17 protein-coding genes are annotated in these 14,965 nt (G+C 62.0%); 9 read left to right on the top strand and 8 right to left on the bottom strand.

What is annotated here, in order from left to right; all coding sequences use genetic code 11:
• Window positions 1–141: 141 nt before the first annotated feature.
• The 3 genes from PQU94_RS12715 to PQU94_RS12705 all read right to left on the bottom strand — a co-directional run bounded on the left by PQU94_RS12715 (window position 142) and on the right by PQU94_RS12705 (window position 1,217).
• Window positions 142–711: a hypothetical protein gene (locus PQU94_RS12715; protein WP_272741825.1), complete on the bottom strand. Its 570-nt coding sequence runs from the start codon at window positions 709–711 to the stop codon at window positions 142–144.
• A 52-nt stretch (window positions 712–763) separates the two neighbouring features.
• The gene (locus PQU94_RS12710; protein WP_272741824.1) at window positions 764–901 is read right to left on the bottom strand and encodes an entericidin A/B family lipoprotein; all 138 of its coding nucleotides are present in this window, start codon (window positions 899–901) and stop codon (window positions 764–766) included.
• Between the two features lie 109 nt (window positions 902–1,010).
• Window positions 1,011–1,217, bottom strand: a complete 207-nt coding sequence (locus tag PQU94_RS12705; RefSeq protein ID WP_272741823.1) for a DUF2061 domain-containing protein — start codon at window positions 1,215–1,217, stop codon at window positions 1,011–1,013.
• 236 nt (window positions 1,218–1,453) lie between these two features.
• Here PQU94_RS12705 and PQU94_RS12700 point away from each other — a divergent pair, with 236 nt between their 5' ends.
• Window positions 1,454–2,647, top strand: coding sequence for a BaiN/RdsA family NAD(P)/FAD-dependent oxidoreductase (locus PQU94_RS12700; RefSeq protein WP_272741822.1), 1,194 nt, complete (start codon window positions 1,454–1,456; stop codon window positions 2,645–2,647).
• Between the two features lie 6 nt (window positions 2,648–2,653).
• A complete protein-coding gene (locus PQU94_RS12695; RefSeq protein WP_272741821.1) occupies window positions 2,654–2,977 on the top strand; it encodes a low molecular weight protein tyrosine phosphatase family protein in 324 nt (107 codons plus the stop codon).
• Here PQU94_RS12695 and PQU94_RS12690 read toward each other — a convergent pair.
• Window positions 2,946–3,806, bottom strand: a complete 861-nt coding sequence (locus tag PQU94_RS12690) for an NAD-dependent epimerase/dehydratase family protein (protein ID WP_272741820.1) — start codon at window positions 3,804–3,806, stop codon at window positions 2,946–2,948. The genes PQU94_RS12695 and PQU94_RS12690 overlap by 32 nt on opposite strands.
• Before the next feature lie 377 nt (window positions 3,807–4,183).
• Here PQU94_RS12690 and PQU94_RS12685 point away from each other — a divergent pair, with 377 nt between their 5' ends.
• The gene (locus tag PQU94_RS12685) at window positions 4,184–5,776 is read left to right on the top strand and encodes a UbiD family decarboxylase (protein ID WP_272741819.1); all 1,593 of its coding nucleotides are present in this window, start codon (window positions 4,184–4,186) and stop codon (window positions 5,774–5,776) included.
• 8 nt (window positions 5,777–5,784) lie between these two features.
• Complete coding sequence (locus PQU94_RS12680; protein WP_272741818.1) at window positions 5,785–6,195, top strand: hypothetical protein; 411 nt, start codon at window positions 5,785–5,787, stop codon at window positions 6,193–6,195.
• A gap of 535 nt (window positions 6,196–6,730) precedes the next feature.
• On the opposite strand, the gene PQU94_RS12675 is transcribed toward PQU94_RS12680, so the two are convergent.
• On the bottom strand, window positions 6,731–7,228 hold the full coding sequence (locus PQU94_RS12675; protein ID WP_272741817.1) for a hypothetical protein: 498 nt from the start codon (window positions 7,226–7,228) through the stop codon (window positions 6,731–6,733).
• A gap of 509 nt (window positions 7,229–7,737) precedes the next feature.
• Between PQU94_RS12675 and PQU94_RS12670 the strand changes: the two genes are divergently transcribed.
• Together PQU94_RS12670 and PQU94_RS12665 are read left to right on the top strand one after the other, a co-directional pair.
• Window positions 7,738–8,982 carry an SGNH/GDSL hydrolase family protein gene (locus tag PQU94_RS12670; RefSeq protein ID WP_272741816.1) on the top strand — a complete coding sequence of 415 codons (1,245 nt, stop codon included), beginning with the start codon at window positions 7,738–7,740 and terminating at the stop codon, window positions 8,980–8,982.
• Window positions 8,983–9,036: 54 nt separating this feature from the next.
• Window positions 9,037–9,198 carry a DUF6496 domain-containing protein gene (locus PQU94_RS12665; RefSeq protein WP_272741815.1) on the top strand — a complete coding sequence of 54 codons (162 nt, stop codon included), beginning with the start codon at window positions 9,037–9,039 and terminating at the stop codon, window positions 9,196–9,198.
• Between the two features lie 72 nt (window positions 9,199–9,270).
• Here the strand turns inward: PQU94_RS12665 and PQU94_RS12660 are convergent, their stop codons facing one another.
• The gene (locus PQU94_RS12660; RefSeq protein WP_272741814.1) at window positions 9,271–11,235 is read right to left on the bottom strand and encodes a putative bifunctional diguanylate cyclase/phosphodiesterase; all 1,965 of its coding nucleotides are present in this window, start codon (window positions 11,233–11,235) and stop codon (window positions 9,271–9,273) included.
• Window positions 11,236–11,423: 188 nt separating this feature from the next.
• Between PQU94_RS12660 and PQU94_RS12655 the strand changes: the two genes are divergently transcribed.
• From PQU94_RS12655 to PQU94_RS12645, 3 genes are read left to right on the top strand one after another with little or no spacing between them, the layout of a single operon-like run.
• Entirely contained in the window at window positions 11,424–12,791 is a 1,368-nt protein-coding gene (locus tag PQU94_RS12655) for a TldD/PmbA family protein (RefSeq protein WP_272741813.1), read from the top strand.
• Window positions 12,791–13,603 carry an inositol monophosphatase family protein gene (locus PQU94_RS12650; protein ID WP_272741812.1) on the top strand — a complete coding sequence of 271 codons (813 nt, stop codon included), beginning with the start codon at window positions 12,791–12,793 and terminating at the stop codon, window positions 13,601–13,603. Before PQU94_RS12655 ends, PQU94_RS12650 begins: the two co-directional genes overlap by 1 nt.
• A 10-nt stretch (window positions 13,604–13,613) precedes the next feature.
• Window positions 13,614–13,838 (top strand): DUF4170 domain-containing protein, encoded by a 225-nt coding sequence (locus PQU94_RS12645; RefSeq protein ID WP_013480963.1) that lies wholly within the window; start codon window positions 13,614–13,616, stop codon window positions 13,836–13,838.
• A gap of 42 nt (window positions 13,839–13,880) precedes the next feature.
• On the opposite strand, the gene PQU94_RS12640 is transcribed toward PQU94_RS12645, so the two are convergent.
• Together PQU94_RS12640 and PQU94_RS12635 are read right to left on the bottom strand one after the other, a co-directional pair.
• Window positions 13,881–14,201, bottom strand: a complete 321-nt coding sequence (locus PQU94_RS12640) for a hypothetical protein (protein ID WP_272741811.1) — start codon at window positions 14,199–14,201, stop codon at window positions 13,881–13,883.
• Window positions 14,202–14,263: 62 nt separating this feature from the next.
• Window positions 14,264–14,956, bottom strand: a complete 693-nt coding sequence (locus PQU94_RS12635) for a fused DSP-PTPase phosphatase/NAD kinase-like protein (RefSeq protein ID WP_126424109.1) — start codon at window positions 14,954–14,956, stop codon at window positions 14,264–14,266.
• Between the last annotated feature and the right edge of the window lie 9 nt (window positions 14,957–14,965).

The raw sequence follows: 14,965 nt of genomic DNA, 5'->3' as shown, positions 1-14,965 counted from the left end.
CTGTGAAATCTGTGTAATCTGTGGTTTCTAAAAAATCTCACGTGACAAAACACAGCCCTTGATACGTCGGGCGCAGCCCCGTGCCACAGGCTCACATTCGTGTTTTTGGCTTCGCCGAACTACGTTTCGTGGCCAATAGTTTTAAACCAGCCGCACCGACTTTGCGCCGGATTCGTTCAGCAGCAAGAAAAGGTCGATGACCGCCTTGGGTGGGGCCGAACCGAAGTCGATGCGAAACCGCCCGTCTTCGAAACGGACGCTGTGCAGCACATTGGCCAGCGCCTCGCGGTGTTCGTCCTCGCCTTCGCGCGGCGTGGTCCAATCTTCGAACCACACCTGAAGATCGGCCTTTGACGGCAGGGCGACATCGCTTGACACCACCACATCGTCCCAACGCAGGCGCTCAATGACAATATCCATGCCGGTGATCGTCACGGTAATCGGCTTGAAGCTCAGCATCCGCGACGGCTCAAAGCGCACGACGCGCGGGTCAGCGTCGGTGATCAGATAGTCGGCTACCAGAAGACCGTCGAACAGGGCAGCGTCTTCGGCTTCGAGCAACACCTCAGGCTCGCCGGCATTGCCCGCCATGCGGTGATTTTCTATAAATGAGCGATATTGCTCAAGGTAATGCGTGCGCGCCTGCTGGAGAAAATTCACCAGAGGCCGCAGCCCGTGCTGGGTATAGCGTTCGGAAGCCGTGTCGGTCATATCTGCCCTGATAGCGGTTTCAGGCGACAGACGCCAGACCTACCTGCCCTGCCTAGCGCGTCGATTTGTCGAGCGCGTCGCCGACCGATTCGATATCGCGGCCGACGCCCTTGATGGTGTTGCAGGCCGAGAGGGCCGGCAGGATGGCGATCAGCGAGAGGATGACAAGACTCTTCATAGGGCGCTTCATGGGGCAATCCTTCTGGAAAACAGGATAGATGCAAAACGCTTAATCCGAAACGGCTGCCGCTGGCAATGAGAGAGTCATGCCGGAAGATAAGGGCAAAATAAAGAAGTCATCAATGACTGTGGAACAGGCTCAGCTTTTCCGGTGCCTTGCGCTCCCACAGATATTCATGCAGCGGGAAGACTAGGGTCTGCACCACCGGCTCCAGCAGGCCGATTCCGAACGCGATCGCCCAGTTGCCGGTCAGGATAAAGGCAACGGTCGAAGCGACCAGAACGTGAATGGTCCCGTAGGACAGGGTTTTGGCAAACAGACGCATGGCGGGTCTCCTGCGGAGCGATCTCCGGTGTGTGGTGCCATCATAGGCGCGCGCCTCATAAGAGGGAAATTGATCCTCTTTGAGTTTTAAGTAAGATAAATCTATACCTCCCTGCTGGCGGGGAGGGGGACCGTGAGCGAAGCAAACGGGGGTGGGGTGGACTTTCCGTCCGTCCATCAAACCCAAGACTCAAACGGCGGCTTGCCTTAAGGCGAAGCATAGGCCTAAACAGCCGTATGACTACCTCCCCTTCCATCGCCGTGATCGGTGCCGGCCCCGCCGGGCTGATGCTGGCCGAACGCCTGAGCGCCGCGGGCCTGCGGGTCGATATCTATGACCGTATGCCGTCGGTGGCGCGCAAGTTCCTGATGGCCGGGCGCGGCGGACTGAACCTCACCCATTCCGAGCCTCTGGCGGCCTTTATCGGGCGCTATGGCGTGCAGGCGGCGGCGCTCAAACCCGCCATCGAAGCCTTTCCGCCCAAGGCCTTGCGCGACTGGGCCGACGGGCTTTCGGCCGACACCTTTGTCGGGACCAGCGGGCGGGTCTTCCCCAAGGCGTTGAAGGCCTCGCCCCTGCTGCGCCAGTGGCTGACGCGACTGGAGACGCCAAATTCTGGCATGGGGGTGCGCTTTCATCTGCGCCACACATGGACGGGCTGGGACGGATCAGCCCTGACCTTCGAGCATCAGGGCCAAACCGTGCGCGTCGCAGCCGATGTGACCGTGCTGGCGCTGGGCGGGGCCAGTTGGCCGCGGCTGGGCTCAGACGGCGGCTGGACGCGGTTGCTCAGCGACAAGGGTGTACCCGTCGCGCCGTTGCGCCCGGCCAATATGGGCTTTCGCGTCGGCTGGAGCGCCCTGCTCCGCGACAAAATCGCCGGAGAGCCGCTGAAAAACGTCGCCCTGACCTTTGACGGCCGCACGCGCAAGGGCGAGCTGATGCTGACCCGCGACGGGGTCGAAGGCGGGCTGATCTACACCTTTGCCGCCGCCCTGCGCGACGCCATCGAACGCAAGGGCGCAGCGGTGGCGTCGTTAGACCTCAAGCCCGAATGGTCGGAGGCGCAGATCCAGAACCGCCTGTCGCGCGGGGCCAAAAACGACAGTCTGAGCAATCGCTTACGCAAGACTCTGAACCTGACGCCGGCGCAGATCGCCGTACTGCGCGAAGGCGATCAGCCGGTCACCCCAGCCCTGATTAAGGCCTTGCCCCTGACTCTGACCGGGGCGCAGGGGCTGGCGCGCGCCATATCGAGCGCCGGCGGCATCCGCTTTGACGCTCTGACGGCGGATTACGAACTGAAGGCCCTGCCCGGTGTGTACGCCATCGGCGAAATGCTCGACTGGGAGGCCCCGACCGGCGGCTACCTGCTTCAGGCGTGCTTCAGTCAGGCGGTGTGGACGGCGGAGGCGATCTTGCGTATTTGAAACCCCATGCAACGCATCCTGTTCCTTTGTACGGCCAATAAACTGCGCAGTCCTACGGCTGAACAGGTATTTTCGCAGTACCCCAATCTCGAAGTGTCATCAGCGGGACTTGGCAATGACGCCGCTGAGCCATTGACGCCTGAGCATCTCGAAGGTGTGGACACCATCTTCGTCATGGAAAAAGCGCATCGTAACAAGTTGAGCCAAAGATTCAAAAAGCACATAGGCAAGGCCAAGGTCATTTGCCTCAACATTCCGGATGAGTACGCCTATATGGACCCGGAACTTATCACCTTGCTCAAGACCCGCGTGGGTCTGCACCTGCGGTGAACTCCGGCTTGAAAATCCCTGGATCATAACCGAAATCGCGCCTGGCCGCTGTGTGGTCGAAGACCAGATCGGTATTCATACGCAAGGCCATATGCACATTGCCTTTCAACGCGGAACCGGGCCGCAGAACGCCCAGCACCCCGAACCCCAATCGCCACGCCCACTCCGGCAGGCTGAGGATGCGCGCCGGGCGGCCCTTAGACGCAAATATCCGCGCCACCATCTCGCGATAGCTGAGCGTCTCGCCGCCCGACAGGTCATAGGCGCGGTTGGCCGTGGCATCGGTTGAAAGCACGCCCAAAGCCGCCTGCGCCAGATCACGGGCATGGACCGGCTGCCGCAGGCCCGACGCCCGCCCGCACACCGGAAAGACCCCCAGCCGGTCGATGGTCGCCGCGATACGGCTGACGTTCTGATCGCGCCCTTCATCATAGATCAGAGTCGGCCGCAGGATCGTCCAGTCCACATCGTGCGTGGCACAAAAGGCTTCGATACGCGCCTCGGCCTCGCTCAAAAGTTCGACGACGCGGCGTTCCTCGGGCTGCGGCGAATAGGTCTTCGAAAAGCGCGAGGTCGAGGAAAAGGCGACGATCCGCTTCATCCCCTGCGCCCATAACGCCTCCAGGACGGCCTCGCTGATCAGCCAGAGGGGCGAGGTGACAATCACATGCGCAAAACCCTCGCCCTCAAAGGCCTGCGGGTGCATCAGGTCGAGAAACAGGTCGTTCGGCTGTTTCGGCTTGCGCGTGGTGAATGCGGCCTGCGGCACGATGTCGCGCAGCCTCTGCCCCACAAGGCTTGTCGCACCGATCACTAATATCTTGCTCATACGGCTTCCTGTCATACCTCCCCAGCTTTACCGGGGAGGTATAAAAGCTGTGGCACGCCCTTTTTCCTCACGCAAGTGCAGCAGACCCTACCCTCCCCCCCTGTCGCGTAGCGATAGGGACGTGTCAGCGAAGCTGACGGAGGGGGGCGACTCTATGGAGGACCAATCCCCTGCCTCTTGAGAGGGTGCACGGCTAAAACCCGTGCCACACCCGCCTTCAGAGTCGTCCCCCTCCGTCTTTTGCCTTCGGCAAAATCCACCTCCCCACGCTGACGCGCAGGGAGGAGAGATCACGCAAACTCCGGACGGAACGCCCTTGCAGGCGTCGCGCCATCGGCCTATGTCTCGCAGCCATATTTCCAAGAAGAGTCCCGGTCATGAGCGCCTACAAATCCCTGCGAGATTTCATAGCCAAGCTCGAACGCGAAGGCGAGCTGGTACGGGTGACGGAGCCCGTCTCCACCCACCTCGAAATGACCGAGATCCAGACCCGCCTGCTGGCCGAAAAAGGCCCGGCTGTGCTGTTCGAAAACGTCATCATGCCCGATGGCTCAAAGTCCGACATGCCGGTGTTGGTCAACCTGTTCGGCACGGTGAAGCGCGTGGCCATGGGCGTGACCCTTGAGCGCGACCCGAAAAGTGTTGAGCGGTTTTCGGATGAGGTCGCGCGACCTAACAAAAATGAAGGGAAAGATCGCACCAATCCGCAGGACCTGCGCGAAGTGGGTGAGCTTCTGGCCTTCCTGCGGCAACCCGAACCGCCGCGCGGCTTTAAGGACGCGCTCAGCATGTTGCCGCTGGCCAAGACCGTCATGGGGATGCGCCCGAAGACCGTCTCCAAAGCCCCGGTGCAGGAGGTGGTGCAGACGGGTGATGACATCGACCTGACGCGCCTGCCGGTGCAGGGCTGCTGGCCCGGTGAGCCGGCACCGCTGATCACCTGGGGCCTTGTGGTCACCAAGGGGCCGTCCGAAGCGCGCGAAGACGATTTCAACCTTGGTATTTATCGGATGCAGGTTCTGGGCAAGGACCGCGCCATCATGCGCTGGCTGGCGCACCGCGGCGGCGCGCAGCATCATGCCCGCTGGAAAAAGGCCAAAAAGACAGGGCCCCTGCCCGCCTGCGTGGTGCTGGGGGCCGATCCGGGCACCATTCTGGCCGCCGTGACGCCGGTGCCGGATACGCTCAGCGAGTATCAGTTTGCAGGCCTGTTGCGCGGGGCCAAGGCCGAGCTGGTGCCCGCCAAAACCGTGCCTTTGATGGTGCCCGCCGAAGCCGAAATCGTCCTCGAAGGGCACGTGCTGCTCGATGACTATGCCGACGAAGGCCCCTATGGCGACCACACCGGCTATTACAATTCGGTCGAAAAATTCCCGGTGTTTCAGGTGTCGGCCATCACGCGGCGCAAGCAGCCCATCTATCTCTCAACCTTCACAGGCCGCCCACCCGACGAGCCGTCCGTGCTGGGCGAAGCCTTGAATGAGGTGTTTATCCCGCTGATCCGTCAGCAGTTTCCGGAAATTGTCGATTTCTGGCTACCGCCCGAAGGGTGTTCCTATCGCATCGCCGTCATCTCGATGAAGAAGGCCTATCCGGGCCACGCCAAGCGCGTGATGATGGGCGCGTGGTCGTATCTGCGCCAATTCATGTACACCAAGTGGCTGATCGTGGTGGATGATGACATCAACTGCCGCGACTGGAAGGACGTGATGTGGGCGATTTCGACGCGCATGGACCCGGCGCGCGACATCACGGTCATTGAAAACACGCCGATCGACTATCTCGACTTCGCCTCGCCCGAAAGCGGTCTGGGGTCAAAGATCGGGCTGGATGCCACCAACAAGTGGGAGCCGGAAACCCACCGCGAATGGGGCGAAAAACTCTATATGGAACAGGACGTCATCGACCGCGTCAGCGAAAAATGGACCGCCATGGGCCTGCCCGGGACAGGTAAGCCGATCTGGAAATAGGAGGGGTTATGTGGGGGGTATGGCTGCTTCTGTTCAGCATCACGGCGGTGATCGGCAACGGTATTTTTGCCTTTACCGATCTCGCCTGGCGGCTCTCAGGGGCTCCGACGGAAAGCTATCCAGAGATTCTTTATGCGGCGTATTTCTTTCCGACCTCTGTGCTGCTTCTGATCGACTCTACACTTCTGCTGTGGACGAAAAAGCCGTTGCCCCAGAATGAGCTTTGGCTTGCTGCAAATGCAAAACTGGTCGGATTGGGTCTGCTGAGCCTGTTGTTTGTACTCCCGTTTAATGGGAAATGGTCGCTCGTGCAGTCGGTCGGACAAGTCATTATCGACTGTTATGTGTTTGTCGCCTACCCGCTTTATCTGTTTCTGACTGCACGCGGGATCAGGCAGATTTGGCGTTTTCAGGTGTGAAATTAGCGACCCCCATCGCCTCATCGTCATTGACTGGTTAAGCCTGTCGATCTGGAAACGCCTCTGCTACCCGTGCCGAGAGTGGGCAATATCCTGTGAAAAGGCTTATCTGGCGTCCTGTGCGGATGTCGGGAGTTCTATATGGACACTGACTTTCACCAGCACAAAGAAGGCAATGATAAAAGCGATCACCGCCAAAACCAGAACAAGCCAACTTCTGTTTTTCTTCTGCATCCCCGCCCCCTGCTGAACGGGTCTTTTATATCTCAGCCTCAGGCAGATTCAATATCTGGGTGGATCGCGGATAAACCGCTCTCCTCCCTGTCGCGTTAGCGATGGGGAGGTGGATCCGAGTGAAACGAGGAGACGGAGGGGGATTGCACCGTTGGTCATCACATACGTGGTACTTTGGAGGTATGCCCCGTTAAGGCCAGTGTAGGCCCCTATTCGAGTTTCCCCCCTTTTTCCGCTCATTGCGTTCGCGTCCACCCACGTCGGCGACCCGGTCCCGACGGCAAGGCCGCAGGGAGGAGAGCTAGCCGGACTTCTTATACGGCGTACCGTCGGGCCATTTGCCAATCCGGGCGGCGCGTTGTTCGCGCATCTGAGACTGTTTGTCGGCCCAGCCCTTTGACCACTCGCCGTGCGAAGAAGCGGCGGGCGTTGCTTGTGACTTTGCCGCCTCTGACGGTTCAGGGGCTTTCTCCCCTACCGTCACGGGGCGGCCTGTCTCCTCCCCTGTAAGCCCGTCAGGGCGCACCGGAGCGGGTGGATCGGCGCGAAGGCGGCGAGATGCAGCGGGCGTCTCGGCTGTTGCTTCCTTGATCGGCTTCGGTTTCGCCTTCAGCAACGGGGTGTATATCCCCCGCAACATCCGCTCGACGGCCATGATGGCGCGGGCCGTTCGGCCAATCTCGATAGCCGTGGTCGGACGCGGTGCGGTTTCGAGCGCGGTCAGAATCTGATCCGCGAGACGCATCAGGCGGGCATAGGCAGCGGTGTGAGCAGCGGTGTGGGCGGCGATCTGTGTCATGACCTCAGCATGACAGAGGTTTCTGCGGCGGGACAGATTGTGAGAAAACGCGTTTAAGCGCTTGAAATTGCGTCTGTCTCTGCGGGGATAGATTTTTTCCACGGATAGACATGGATGGCGGGCTGCGCCCGCCTAACACAGATGGTCCGCACACTGAACCTCTCAGGCGCGCAATAAATATCCGTGAGGCCGCGCCAGCGGCTATCCGTGTGCATCCGTGGTTAAAAAAACAAAGGGCTTCGCCCGAAGAGATAAGAGCGAAGGCGTCCGCACTGGCGTTTGAAACCCCAAAGCAGAGAATCTCCACAGATGACACAGATGCGGCGGGCAAAGCCCGCCTGACACAGATGATCCGCGCTCCGGGCTTCTCAGGTGCGCATTGAACATCCGTGGGGCCACGCCAGCGGCCATCCGTGTGCAACCGTGGCTAACCCAAACCCTGTTTCCCTCAGCCGCAAAATCGCGTTAGATGCGCGCCCAAAGCCAAAAGAGTCATCAGGGGAGTCGCCATGTCCATTCTGAACCGCCGCGCGCTGATGTCGGGGCTGAGCGCCGCCGGGGCCGGGCTGGCCGTGCCTGCGCTGGCACGAACGACGCAACACTGGACACCGTCGTGGTACGCCGCCCCTGAGCCATCGGGCAACAAGGCGCAGGCGCAGGACCTCACCCTGCGTCAGATCGTGCGCCTCAGCGCGGGCGGCAGCGCCGTGCGTATCCGCCTGTCGAACGCCTATGGCGACACGCCCCTGCGCATCGACGTCCTGCGCGTGGCCCGCCGCCTGTCCGGCGCGCGGATCGACCCGCACAGCGACCGCGCCGCGACCTTTGACGGCCAGACGTCTGTGACGATCCCGCCGGGGGCCTATGTCCTCAGCGACCCGATCCCCCTGACGGTGGCGGCCCACAGCGACCTCGCCATCAGCCTGTACGTCAAGGGCCCCGCCCCCCTGACCACCCTGCACGAACTCCAGCGCAGCGCCCTTTACGTCGCCAGCGGGGCGCAGACCGCGGCTCCCGAACTGCCCACCACCAAGCTCGATATCGGCATCGGCAATGCCTTCCCGTGGGTGTCCGGCGTCGAGGTCGCCACTCCCAACACGCTGGCGCTGGTGGCCTTTGGCGACTCGATCACCGACGGATACGGCATAACGCCGGATCAGGGCCGGACCTGGCCCGACGTGCTGAGCCAGCGCCTTCGCGCCGCCCGCATACCCTTAAGCGTCGTCAACGCGGGCATCAGCGGCAATCGCCTGCTCAATCATGGCACCTGGGCGCGTTTCGGCACCGGCGCTCTGGCGCGCTTTGACCGCGACGTGCTAGCGCAGCCCAATGTCGCCGCTGTGGTGCTGCTGATCGGCATTAACGACCTCGGCCACGCGGGCGGCCCGGACAGCCCCGGTTACGCCCCGCTGGACGACCTGAAGATGGGCCTCAGCCAGATCGCCGCCCGCGCGCAGGCGCACGGCATCCGCACCTATGCGGCGACGCTGACCCCGTTCAAGGGCACGACCTTCAAAGACTATTACAACGACGAGAAGGAGACGCGGCGCGTGGCGCTCAATGCCTGGCTGCGCCGCACCGATGTCTTTGACGGCCTGTTTGATTTCGACAAGGCGCTGGAAGACCCAGCGCGTCGCGGCTGGCTTTTGCCGGGGCTGGGCATGGCCGACAATCTACACCCCAATGATGCGGGGGCGGCGAAGACGGCGCAGTCGATCCCGCTCAATACTTTTAAATGGGTGCGTAAGGCCTGATCGCTTCCTGATGCGGGCAGGCCCACAGTCCGCGCTCCCCACAGGAGGACGGCCATGCCCAGGCAAACCCCGGCTCAGAAGCGCAAAATCGACAAGGTCATGCACGAATTCAAGGACGGCGACCTCAAAAGTTCCAGCGGTGAAACGGTCAAAACCCGCGATCAGGCCATTGCCATCGCCCTCAGCGAGGCCGGGGCCTCGAAAAAGGACGATTAGTCTCGAAGTTCGCGGCAAGATACAAATGTTGAGCGGGATGACGCTTCACCTGAAATCCGCCCGCTCTAAGCCCTAACCCGTCTGCTTCAGCCCTTCACGCCACGACTCCGCGGTCAGATAGGCCCTGATGGCCTCAGCCCGCATCGGTTCGGCGAAGTAATAGCCCTGAATATAACGCGCCCCGATCTCTTCCAGACGACGCAGCTCCGCCGCCGTTTCCACGCCTTCGATGACGTGATCAAGCGACAGGTTTCCGCACAGGTCGATCAGGGTCTTGACGATCTTCACCGTCGATTCATGGCGCAGAAGCTGGGTCACGAAACTGCGGTCGATCTTGATCTTATCGGCCGGCAGACGGTGGATATAGCCGAAGCTGGAATAACCCGATCCGAAGTCATCGAGCGCGATACGGCTGCCCATGCCCTTGAGCAGGGCCAGTGCCTCCAGCGCCTGATCGAGGTCGCTCAGCATGGCGGTTTCCGTAATCTCGAACTCGATACGCTGCGCATCAATACCGGACAGCCTGACCGTGTCACAGATGCGCCGGATGGCGGGCAAAGAGCGCAGATCGCGCGCCGAGAGGTTGAAGGAGACGCGCATATCCGCAGGCCAGTCACGCACCGCCACCAGCGCCTTGCGCAACAGGATCAGGGTGATGTCGCTGATCAGACCGGACCGTTCGGCGGCGCGGATGAAGATATCCGGTCTCACAGGCCCGAGCTTTTCCGACTGCCAGCGCGCCAGCGCCTCGAAGCTGACGGTGCGCTGCGCCCGCAGGTCGATCTGCGGCTGAAAGACGATGTAAAGCTCGCTTTCCAGATCGGAGGAGCGCAGGGTCTGATCCACGGCGCCGAAATCCTGCATCTCGCTTTCGTGGCGGCGGTCGAAGATGACCGGCGCGCCACGCAGGTTCTGTTTGGCATAGTAGAGGGCGTAGTCGGCGCGTTCCAGCATTTGCGAGGCGCTCCACTGGGCCGCCGGCTCGGAATGAACGAAACCGACCGAGCCCGAGATATTGGCGCAGACCCCGCCGCCCAGCAGATAGGTTTCACGCAAGGCGTCACACAGGTCTTCGCCGAAGCGCCGCAACGCGTCGTCGCTCCTTTGCCTGTTGAGGATCAGCGCAAATTCATCACCGCCCAGCCGCGCCACGACACCGCCGTCGCCCACCACCGCCCGCAGACGCTTGCCGACCTCAATGAGCAGGGCATCGCCGACGCTGTGGCCATAGAGGTCGTTAACCGGCTTGAAGCCGTCCAGATCGATCAAAGCCAGATCGAAAGCGTGCCCGCGCGTCGCCCCGATCAGGGCCACATCCAGCTCGGTAAAAAAGCTGCGCCGGTTGGGCAGGCCCGTCAGCGCGTCATAATGGGCCAGAACCTGCGCTTCATGGCGGTGCTTGTCGGCCAGAACGCGCGCATGGACGGCGCGGAAGATGGTGGTCCGCATGATGCCCGCCATGCCGAAGGCGGTCACAATACCGGCAATGCCGACCCACACGTGCTGTTTCAGCACCGGATAGCCCGCGTGATGGGCCATAAAGAACATGGTGACAATGGCCACCAGTGAGGACGGCAGCACGACCCGCAGCGACACCGCCGAGGTGGCATAGACCAGAGTCAGCAGAACGAAATAGACCAGCTTGGGCGGCTCGAAATGCAGGCTCTGATAGGCCACCACATTGATATACATCAGCAGATTGACAACCAGACCGCTGATTTCCAGCCGATGCGTGTTTTCAGTCCCTCGCGTCCAGAAGAAAAAGACCCAGCTCGCCAGCGAGGTAAGCCCGGCCAGACTGGCCATGATCGGAAGATCCATCCCCGTCTCGTAGAAGAAGTGCGAGATGAAGATGATGATGTAATAGCTGCCGACCACGCCGCACAGGCCGCGCACAATGGGGCGCAGGGCAATCGCTCTTTGCCGCTTCAATTCCGCCGGATCGACTTCGCCCCGACGATAGTCCGCCCGCATACGACGGAACAACCGGTGGAAATACCGACGCCATTCTGCGGTGCGCTCGGTCCGTATCAGCATAAAACCCCTGCGAGATATCACGCAGCCCACCACAGTCTGCGTATCTGGGGGCTAAGCCTAGAGGATCGCCCTAAAGATTATACTAATCGTCAGGAAATAATCCTGTAAAACAAGGTTATAGTGCTCAGGTCTGCGAATCGTTCCAATTGAGACTTGCGCCCTGCCCCTCGCCGCGCCTAGAAAGACCTATGCTGCATATGCAAACAGACACGCCCGCCCGCACCGATCCCACGGCGTTACTTGAACACGTCATCGGTCTGGCGCGGGCGCAGGGTGCGGATGCCGCCGAAGCCGTCTTTTCCAGCAGCCGCTCGCTCAGCGTCGGGGTACGCAAGGGCGCGGTGGAGACGGTCGAAAGCGATGAGGCCACCGATCTGGGCCTGCGGGTGTTTGTCGGTCAGAAACAGGCCGTGGTGTCGGTCTCCGAATTTTCCGGGCGCACGCTGCAACGGCTGGTCGAACGCTGCGTCGCCATGGCGCGACTGGCCCCGGATGACGCCTATGCCGGTCTGGCCGACCCGGCGCTGCTGTGGCGCGGAGACGGTGTGGATCTCGATATTTTCGACCCCACAGAGCTGAGCGCCGATGCCTTGCGCGAGCGGGCGCTGGCCTGTGAAGCCGCCGGTCTGATCGACCCGCGCCTGCAAAGCGACGCGGCCAGTGCGGGCCAGAGCTTCACCCGCTGGCAGCTTCTCACCTCGGACGGCTTTGAAGGCCGCCACCGCACCAGCCTGTCCTTTCAGTCGGCGCGTCTGATCGCCACGGACGAAACCGGCGGCATGGAGCGCGACGGCGAAGGCCGCTCAACGCGCTACCTGTCCGATCTGCCCGCCCCCGAAGCCACGGGGGCTATTGCCGCCGAACGTGCGTTAAAGGCGCTGGGCGCGCGCAAGATCGACAGCCGCACCGCCCCGGTCCTGTTCGAACCGCGCACGGCCAAGTCGCTGATCGGCCTGTTTCTGGGGGCCATTTCTGGCCCGTCGGTGGCGCGCGGCTCCAGCTATCTGAAGGACAGGCTGGGGCAGCGCCTGTTCGCACCCGGTGTGCACATCATCGACAATCCGTTTCGCCCGCGCGGTCTGGGCTCGTGCCTCTATGACGACGAAGGCGTGGCGGTGCGTGAGCGCGCCCTGATCGACGACGGTATCCTGACCACCTGGCTGCTCAACAGTGCCGCCGGGCGGCAACTGGGCATGGCTTCGACCGGCCACGCCTCGCGCTCTCTGGCGCATCCGGCGGGCGTATCGGCGCATAATGTGACGCTGAGCCCCGGTACGACCTCCGCCGACGACCTGATGAAAGCCGCCGGTTCCGGCGTTCTGATCACCTCGATGTTCGGCCCCAGCGTCAATTCGGACACAGGCGACTGGTCGGCCGGGGCATCGGGCTTTGTGTTTGAAAATGGCGAACTGACGCACCCGGTCAATGAAATCACCGTCGCCGGCAATCTGATCGACATTTTTGCGCGCCTTCAGCCCGCCTCAGACCTTGAGATCAAGGGGACGCTCGACACCCCCTCGATTCTGGTCGATGGCCTGAGCATCGGGGGCAAGTGATGAGCCGGGCCGCGCCGACGCTTGAGGACGAGCTTGATCTGCTGATCGACCGGGCGCGCCGCGCCGGGGCGCTGGCCCAGCACCTCAAGGCGCAGGGGCTGAATATCTCTTACAAATCCGACGGCTCCATCGTCACCAATGCCGATCTGGAGGTCGATCTGTGGCTGAAGGAGGCGCTTTTGGACGCGCGCCCCGGCTATGGCTGGCAGAGCGAGGAATCGCCCGACACGCCCGCCCGCCTGACGCAGTCGCACCTGTTCGTGCTCGACCCCATCGACGGCACCATGGGCTTTACCAAGGGCTCCCCCTACTGGACCATCGCCCTCAGTCTGGTGCAGGCGCGCCAGCCCGTCGCCGCTGTGGTCTATGCGCCCGACGCGCAGGAAATGTACAGTGCGGGCAAGGGCCTGGGCGCGTTTCTCAATGGCGAGCCGATCCGCGCCTCCGAGACTTCGGACCTCAGCGCGGCACAGGGGATCGGCGATGCCCGTCTGTTCGGCCGCGACATCTGGCCGGAGCCGTGGCCGAAGATGAGCATAACCTCTCGCCCCTCGGTCGCCTATCGCATGGTGTGCGTGGCGGCGGGCCGCGCCGATTTTACGCTGGCCCTGACGCCCAAACGCGACTGGGACGTGGCGGCGGCCACCCTGATCTGCCATGAGGCCGGGGCCATCGTCTCCGACCATCTGGGGCAGGCCTATGACTTCAACGCCCCCGACAGCCTCAAAGCCTCGCTGATCTGCGCCAATGCCGGCCTGTATCCCGAAATCCGGCGTCGCTGCGCCGCCCTTCCCTCCCTCGAAACCCTCTGAGAGTTTGACCATGAGCGACAAACAACTGCTTCACATCGTCATCGGCGGCGAACTGCAAGCCCCCGGCAGCACCGACTTCAAGGACCTCAAGGCGGTCGAATTTGTCGGCGCCTATGCCAGCTACGAAGAAGCCAAGACCGCCTGGCGCGCCAAGGCGCAATCGACGGTCGATAACGCCCTGATGCGCTATTTCGTCATCCACGCCCACCGCCTGCTGAATCCGGCCAACGATTGATTACCCCTCTCCACATCGCCAGCGATGTGGAGAGGTTTGACCTCAGTTCTTCGTCGGGGTCACCGCCGTGCCGCGCGGCAGCGGTTCGGGACGCGAGGTGTTGTCCTTCCACATCAGCGTATTGAGACAGTCGGCGTCGCCCAGCACCAGAAGCGCCGATTGCTGGCACTTGGCCTGCGCCTCGGTGACGCAATAGCCCTTGCCGTTGGCGTCTTTCGTAAAGACCAGATCGCGCGCCTTGCACGCCTTGGGCGACGGCAGGGCGGCCTGCGGGCTGCCCGCAACCGGCTCCGGCGTCGAAGCGCAACCGGTCAGGGCCAAGGCCGCCAGCGTCATAGCGATGAATTTCAGCGACATGGCCATACTCGTTTTCCTTCGCAGTCGTCTCAAATCTTGCTTGAAAAACGACCTGCGCGCAACGGCCCCTACTCCCGGCGGAAAATCTTTTCGGTCAGAAGCGTGCCCCACCACGCGGCCTTGAAGTCCGACTTGATCTTCACCGGATCATACAGGTCCGACTGCGTCCATTCGACGAAGGACATGCCGCGCGGTTCGCCCTCGGCAAAATAGCAGTCAAAAATATAGTCGAGGACGCCCGTCTTGCCCGCCTTCATATGCAGGGTGCGCAGGCCCAGTTCGGACACCGCCTCGCGCAGGGGGTGTTTGAGGTGCAGATGGCGGTACAGGACGCTCATGATCCCGGCGCGATCCGCCCCGGATTTGCAGTGCATCAGGGCCGGATACTGGATGCTGTCAAACAGCTTTTCGGCCTCAAGGATGGCTTCGGCCGACGGCACATCGCGCGAGGTGACGATGAAATCGACCAGATCGAGCCCTAGTTTTTGGCAGGCATGGCGTTCCAGCGCGAAAAACGCCCCCTGCCCGCCGCGCAGATTGATCACCGTGCGGATGCCGTCGTGCTTTTTGAACCAGGCGAGCTGAAACGGCCACGGCTGGTTGGTGCGCACCATCTTGTCGTCGATCCAGTGGGCATTGGTGAAGCCCAGCCGCAGATAGGCGTGGTCGTTCCACAGAAAGGCCAGATAGGTCTTGAACAGCCCCCATGGGGTGGAGGTGTCGAAAACCTTGGGCGTTTTACGTTTCTTGAACAGCTTCACGGGGTACCA

It is taken from the genome of Asticcacaulis currens (assembly GCF_028550395.1).
Lineage (GTDB): Bacteria > Pseudomonadota > Alphaproteobacteria > Caulobacterales > Caulobacteraceae > Asticcacaulis > Asticcacaulis currens.
This window is presented reverse-complemented; position numbering and strand designations above follow the sequence as displayed.

Excerpts from the sequence above, each read along its gene's own strand:
- PQU94_RS12715 (WP_272741825.1), bottom strand. The coding sequence starts at position 711 with ATGACCGACACGGCTTCCGAACGCTATACCCAGCACGGGCTGCGGCCT.
- PQU94_RS12710 (WP_272741824.1), bottom strand. The coding sequence starts at position 901 with ATGAAGCGCCCTATGAAGAGTCTTGTCATCCTCTCGCTGATCGCCATC.
- PQU94_RS12705 (WP_272741823.1), bottom strand. The coding sequence starts at position 1,217 with ATGCGTCTGTTTGCCAAAACCCTGTCCTACGGGACCATTCACGTTCTG.
- PQU94_RS12700 (WP_272741822.1), top strand. The coding sequence starts at position 1,454 with ATGACTACCTCCCCTTCCATCGCCGTGATCGGTGCCGGCCCCGCCGGG.
- PQU94_RS12695 (WP_272741821.1), top strand. The coding sequence starts at position 2,654 with ATGCAACGCATCCTGTTCCTTTGTACGGCCAATAAACTGCGCAGTCCT.
- PQU94_RS12690 (WP_272741820.1), bottom strand. The coding sequence starts at position 3,806 with ATGAGCAAGATATTAGTGATCGGTGCGACAAGCCTTGTGGGGCAGAGG.
- PQU94_RS12685 (WP_272741819.1), top strand. The coding sequence starts at position 4,184 with ATGAGCGCCTACAAATCCCTGCGAGATTTCATAGCCAAGCTCGAACGC.
- PQU94_RS12680 (WP_272741818.1), top strand. The coding sequence starts at position 5,785 with ATGTGGGGGGTATGGCTGCTTCTGTTCAGCATCACGGCGGTGATCGGC.
- PQU94_RS12675 (WP_272741817.1), bottom strand. The coding sequence starts at position 7,228 with ATGACACAGATCGCCGCCCACACCGCTGCTCACACCGCTGCCTATGCC.
- PQU94_RS12670 (WP_272741816.1), top strand. The coding sequence starts at position 7,738 with ATGTCCATTCTGAACCGCCGCGCGCTGATGTCGGGGCTGAGCGCCGCC.
- PQU94_RS12665 (WP_272741815.1), top strand. The coding sequence starts at position 9,037 with ATGCCCAGGCAAACCCCGGCTCAGAAGCGCAAAATCGACAAGGTCATG.
- PQU94_RS12660 (WP_272741814.1), bottom strand. The coding sequence starts at position 11,235 with ATGCTGATACGGACCGAGCGCACCGCAGAATGGCGTCGGTATTTCCAC.
- PQU94_RS12655 (WP_272741813.1), top strand. The coding sequence starts at position 11,424 with ATGCTGCATATGCAAACAGACACGCCCGCCCGCACCGATCCCACGGCG.
- PQU94_RS12650 (WP_272741812.1), top strand. The coding sequence starts at position 12,791 with ATGAGCCGGGCCGCGCCGACGCTTGAGGACGAGCTTGATCTGCTGATC.
- PQU94_RS12645 (WP_013480963.1), top strand. The coding sequence starts at position 13,614 with ATGAGCGACAAACAACTGCTTCACATCGTCATCGGCGGCGAACTGCAA.
- PQU94_RS12640 (WP_272741811.1), bottom strand. The coding sequence starts at position 14,201 with ATGGCCATGTCGCTGAAATTCATCGCTATGACGCTGGCGGCCTTGGCC.